General features: G+C 70.0%; 2 protein-coding genes, 1 pseudogene and 1 riboswitch. Of the genes and pseudogenes, 2 read left to right on the top strand and 1 reads right to left on the bottom strand.

What is annotated here, in order from left to right:
- Positions 1–85: 85 nt before the first annotated feature.
- Positions 86–3,709, bottom strand: coding sequence for an NACHT domain-containing protein (locus tag IE294_RS46200; protein WP_189895305.1), 3,624 nt, complete (start codon positions 3,707–3,709; stop codon positions 86–88).
- Positions 3,710–3,863: 154 nt separating this feature from the next.
- On the opposite strand from IE294_RS46200, the pseudogene IE294_RS46195 reads away from it, so the two are divergent.
- Both IE294_RS46195 and IE294_RS46190 read left to right on the top strand, forming a co-directional pair.
- A pseudogene (locus IE294_RS46195) lies at positions 3,864–4,378 on the top strand (GNAT family N-acetyltransferase).
- A 17-nt stretch (positions 4,379–4,395) separates the two neighbouring features.
- Positions 4,396–4,554: riboswitch (cobalamin riboswitch) on the top strand.
- A 123-nt stretch (positions 4,555–4,677) separates the two neighbouring features.
- Positions 4,678–5,535: ribonucleotide reductase N-terminal alpha domain-containing protein (locus IE294_RS46190; RefSeq protein WP_189895304.1), on the top strand; the 858-nt coding region annotated here is incomplete at its 3' end.

Below are 5,535 nucleotides of genomic sequence, written 5' to 3'. Positions count from 1 at the left end.
CCGACGCCGGCGACCCCGGCGTCCAGGTGGAACTTCCCCCGGCCACCGCGGGAAGCGCTCACTAGCCCACGCCTCGGTCGGGCGCTCAGTCGCGCGTGCGCCCGGCCATCGCGTCCCAGAAGCCGTCCAGTTCGCGGACCCGCATGCTCACCCAAGGGGGTGTCTTCCGGTGCACGGTCCTGGGCAGCTTCCGGCGTATCGGGCCGGGCAGAAGGACCTGCTGCTGGCGGCAGAAGGGCTCGCGGATCTCGCCCCGGGGAACACCGCCCCGGGGCGGGTACGGGCAGAGCTGGAACTTGCAGTCGGGCAGACAGGCGCTGCCCGGCGGGGGCGGGGCGGAGGTGCCGGGCCGCAGATCGGGCCGTAGCGGCTCGCGGTTCGTGGCGATGCACGGCGGGAGCGGCATGCCGGGCCGCTCGGCGCGGAGCATGCGCTCCTCGACCTCACCCGGATATCCGTCCCGCTCGATCAGGTTCAGCATGATCAGCACGTCGGCGACGAGGCGCTGGGCACGCCCGTCGAGGGTGCTCCAGCCGGCGGAGGGCGGGATCCACAGGTTGTGCTTGCGGTAGCCGCGGTTGTTTCCGGTGCGCGAGCCCACGTTGTCGGTGACGGTCTTCTCGTCGATCCAGAGGAAGCGTTCGGGCCGCCCGGTCTCCAGTGCCATGGCCACCAGGTCGCCCGCCTCGGCGACGAACGGATGCAGGACCCGCCGGGGCGCGTCACCGTCGCTGCCGGGCCATCCGGGCGCGGCGTTCACCGTGCCCGCCATCGACAGCCAGCGCTGCACCGTCTGCACCGCGTTGCTCCCACCGATCGTCCCGGACGGCTCGCAGGAACCGTCGACGTCGTCCTCCCGCCATACCGCGTTGTCCGCGTCCTGCTCATGGCGGCCGACGCTGTCCGGGAGCTCCCACAGGCACAGCGCCTGAAGGAGCGTCACCTGGGTGTACCAGCAGCGTGACTGCTGAAGCACGGTCTCCGCCTGCCGGATCAGATCGGCCCGGCTGCCCGGGTACGAGTAGGGGTGGCGTTTGCGCCGGTTGGCCGCGAACTTGAAGCCCTGGGCCAGCGCGGCCTCCAAGGGGAGGGGCAGGTCGGGGGTGCCATGGGTGTCTTTCGGATCGAGATGACGCAGCCACTTGGTGAGACGGCCCCGGGCCTCCTCACGGTGGGCGTCGTCGACGGAGCCCAGGAGCATGGGGAGCATCCAGGCCCGCATCATGAACTCCCTGGACAGCTCGACACGGGCCTTGCGGTACTGCTGCTTGATCTCCTTCCGCTCCTCCTGGAGCCGGTCGACCTCCGCGGACGACTCGTCCCGCGAGGAGGCACGGGAGGCCATCGCCTTCCCCATCCTCCCGGTCCACTCCTGGTACCGGTCCCTCTTGCCGGCTCTCAGCTTGCCGACCTCCTTGTTGTATTCCCTGATGGGGTCGGTGTTCAGGCCGATCTTCTCCCGGATGAAGGCGAACGCGTGGTTTCCGCCACTGCCGAACTCCTGGGCGACCGCCAGGCGTACGGAGTGCGAGTGCTCCGCCTTGCCGATGTGAAAGAGGTGGTCGTAGAGCTGCATGGTGTCGGTCTTCTCCGAGGCCGCACGCAGTGCCGTGCCGAGCTGCTTGAGCAGTGCGAGCTTCGCGTCCTCGACGGTGCGGTGGTCGCCCTTGATGTCGGACCAGCGGCTGTGCACCCGCTCGACGATGTCCCACAGCAGTCGTGGCCGGCGCTCCACGCTGTCGACCTCCAGGGCCGCCGCGTACAGGTCGAGGGCCTTGGGCTCGTCGGCACGGTGGTTCGCGGCCATGAAGAGCCGCTCGGCCAGGGGGTGGCCGTACACGGGGGCGCGCCGCACCAGCTCGGCCCAGGTCTTCTCGCACTCCGCCCCGATACTGCCTCCCTTGGCCGACAGCTTCGCCACCCGGTGACGGGAGAGCATCACCGCGGCGATGAGCAGCTCACGGCTGGGACCCGGCGGGCGCAGCGCCTGCTCGATCAGCTCGCCGGCGTCGCGCTCGTCGAGGTGCCGCAGCAGGCGGAAGCCGAGGTATGCCTGGATGATGCTGTGGGGGAAGCGCACCCTCTTCTCGAAGCTCTCCACCAGCTGGAGCTTGTTCGCGTTGGCCGCCAGGTGGGCGAACGTGGTCTGGCACTGGCCCATGTCGCCCTTGGTCAGACGCTCTTTGTATTCCTGGCTCAGATGGTCGCTGAGCGTGTCCCAGATCCGTTCCCGGTGCCACTCCGAGAAGGCGTTCCCTCCTCGCTTGTCGCACTGCTCGAAATTGGGTCTCCTGGCCCACAGGTGCTCCGCCCGGGCCCACGTCCGCCGTGCCAAACCAGGGTGTACGTCGTCGTCCAGCAACTCGGCGAAACCGACCTCCAGCTTGTCCTGGAGCAGTCCTATGCAGGCGAGCGCGGATACCACCTCCAGTGTGTCACGGCGCTCCTGCGGGTTCAGCTCGACGTCCCCGCGCAGCCGGCCCTCCCGCACGGCGAGATCCCATGTCTCCAGCAGCCACAGCCGCAGCGTGCTGCGGTCCCAGCTACGGGTGTCCAGCCGGTCCTTGTCGTTGCGCGGACGGTCACGTTCCAGGTCGCCGTGGTGGTGCAGTTCGCGGGCGATCTGGAGGTAGATGGGCGACTCCGTGACCTCCGCGGTCTCCACGATCCAGTCCACGCGGCGCTCGTCCGTCTCCGGGATCCGGGCCTCGACGAAGCACAACGCCTCCTCCTCGCTGAGCGGTTCCAGCTCCACGATCGCGGCGAGGGTGCTCTCCAGCGGACTGTGCGGCCGGGACGCGATGACGAGCGGCAGTTTCTCCGCATGGGCGCGCTCGATGGCCCTGCGGATGATGTTGTCCCTGTCCTCCTGGAGGCGCTCGTCGAGGACCGCCTCTTCCAGGCCGTCGGCGATGACGACCACCTTGTCGTCGGCGAGCAGTTGCTGCCAGACCCGGTCGTTCTTGGTGCGTGCCAGGATGCCGCGGGGGGCTTCCTCGGCGAACCGTTCCCTGGCCATGCGCTCGAAGTTCAGATCGGCGCCGGTGGCATCCCGCAACCGGATCGGCACGGGAACGGCGTGCTGCCGGGCGAGCAGTTCGGTGAGCCGCACCAGGACGGCCGTCTTGCCCGTGCCCACACCGCCGACGAGCAGATACGGCCTGCGGGTCTCACGCTGCCGCAGCCGTTGGGCGATGACCCGGACGATCTCCTCGCGGCCCACGATCTCGGCGATGTCGGGGCCGGCGGTGGGCACCAGTTTGCGGGGATGCTTCCGCGCCTTCACGAGGTAGCGCCGCTTGGTCCACCAGTACCAGAAGAACAGGAAGAGGGCGGCGGCGATCGAAGCGGAGAGGACCGGACCGACGAAGCGGAGAAGGGTGTCGAAGCCCGGGTTGTCCTTCCGCCACGACTCGAACCCCGTCGTGTGGTGCGAGATCAGGATGTACACGCCCTCGCTGACCCACGCGAGGACGGCGAGCGCGGCAAGGGCCCAGACAACCCGGTTCACATTGGTGTACGAGGCCCATCTGCGCCACTTCCGGGGGCGGGTGGTGTCGAGGCGGGCCTCCAGCCTGATGGTCAGATAGTGCCAGTGGGACAGGAAGAACCGTCTGACCCGGCGCCACGCCCGTCTCTCGTACAGCGTCGCCATCGGCGCGTTGGGTGGCCGCTCCTTGCCTGGTGGGTGACGGACGATTCTCGTCATCGTGCGTTCTCCTTCCGAGACCAGATTTCGGCACGGAGGACCCCACAAAGCACCTACTTCCATGAAAACATGGGCATTCCGCCTCGCAACCCGGCAAGCGCCCCCTCCGGATTCCCGGGGAGCCCCGCCGGCCCCCTCGGGCAGACTCGGTGTCCTGGACTTCGTGATCCGGCGGGCCGCTCCCGGCGAGTACGACGACCTGGGCGAGCTCACCGCCGAGGCCCACCTGGATGACGGCCTCCTCGCCTTCGACGAGAGCGACTGGTACCTCGGCGAGCTGAGGGACGTGGCCGAGCGGGCCGCCGCCGCGGACGTCCTCGTGGCCGTTCGTGACGGCGTCCTCCTCGGCGGGGTCACCTTCGTCCGCTCCGGCGGCGGACCCATGACCGACCTCGCGGGCCCGGGAGAGGCGGAGATCCGGATGCTCGCGGTCTCCCTCGCGGCCCCGGGTCAGGGGGCCGGCGAGGCGCTGGTGCGGGCCCGCGTCGAGCGAGCGCGGGCCACCGAGGGCTGCGTGCGCGTGGTCCTCTCCACCCAGCGGACCCTGCGCACCGCCCACCACCGCATCTCCACCCGCCGCGGTTTCGTCCGCGCCCCACCGAGCGGGACCGGAATCCCCTCCCGGGCCGGGACGACATCACGCTCCTCGCGCACGAGTTGACCCTCTGAGGCCAGGTCGACACTATATCTGGGGGTGACATGGCAGCCCGGCACTAGATGTATGCTCGTCCTCGCTGTCGTCGCAGGGGAATCCGGTGCGAATCCGGAACTGTCCCGCAACGGTGTACTCGCGTGCCTGCGCACGCCTGTCGAGTCCGAAGACCTGCCGGCGGTGCACCCGGCCGTCCAGGCCCGGGTGGTTCTGACGTCCGGGCCTCGTGGAGTGGGCCGGTGGACGCGACGCCGTGCGCGCTCGTGGCTGCCCCTGCCTTCCGCCAGGCCCCGTGCCGAGCGAGGGAGAGCCCCACGTGACCATCGCGCCAGCCGACCCGGCTTCAGTCAGCGAACTGGAGACCGACGGTCCCGGTGCCGCGCTGCTGCGGACCCTGACCGAGCTGACCGCCGACCTGCCCGACGCCGACCCGGGGCGGGTCGCCGCCGCCGCGCTGCGCGGCCGGTCCGCTCGGGCCGACGAGGCGGAGCTGCGGGAGCTGGCCACGGAGGCCGCCGCCGGGCTGATCTCCGAGGACCCCGCGTACTCCAAGCTGGCCGCCCGGCTGCTGACCCTCGCCATCCGGGACGAGGCCGCCTCGCAGGGCGTGACGTCCTTCACCGAGTCCATCGGGGTCGGCCACCGCGAGGGCCTGATCGCCGACCGCACCGCCGAGTTCGTACGGCTGCACGCCGAGCGCCTCGACGCGCTGGTCGACCGTACGGCCGACGACCGCTTCGGCTACTTCGGCCTGCGCACCCTCTACAGCCGCTACCTGCTGCGTCACCCGGTCACCCGCAAGGTCGTCGAGACGCCCCAGCACTTCCTGCTGCGGGTGGCGAGCGGTCTGGCGGAGGACGATACGACCCGTTCCGTGGACGAAGTCGCGGCGCTGTACGGCCTGATGAGCCGCCTGGACTACCTGCCGTCCTCCCCCACACTCTTCAACTCCGGTACACGGCACCCGCAGATGTCGTCCTGCTACCTGCTCGACTCGCCCCTGGACGAGCTGGACTCCATCTACGACCGCTACCACCAGGTGGCGAAGCTGTCGAAGCACGCCGGTGGCATCGGTCTGTCGTACTCCCGTATCCGCTCGCGTGGTTCGCTGATCCGGGGGACGAACGGGCACTCCAACGGGATCGTGCCGTTCCTGAAGACGCTGGACGCCTCC

It is taken from the genome of Streptomyces canarius, assembly GCF_014650735.1.
Taxonomy (GTDB): domain Bacteria; phylum Actinomycetota; class Actinomycetes; order Streptomycetales; family Streptomycetaceae; genus Streptomyces; species Streptomyces olivaceoviridis.
The sequence above is the reverse complement of the archived record's forward strand: the minus strand, read 5'-3'. Positions and strand labels throughout refer to the sequence as shown.

What these genes read in the sequence shown, in the direction of transcription:
- IE294_RS46200 (WP_189895305.1), bottom strand. Translation starts at nt 3,709, where the DNA reads ATGACGAGAATCGTCCGTCACCCACCAGGCAAGGAGCGGCCACCCAAC.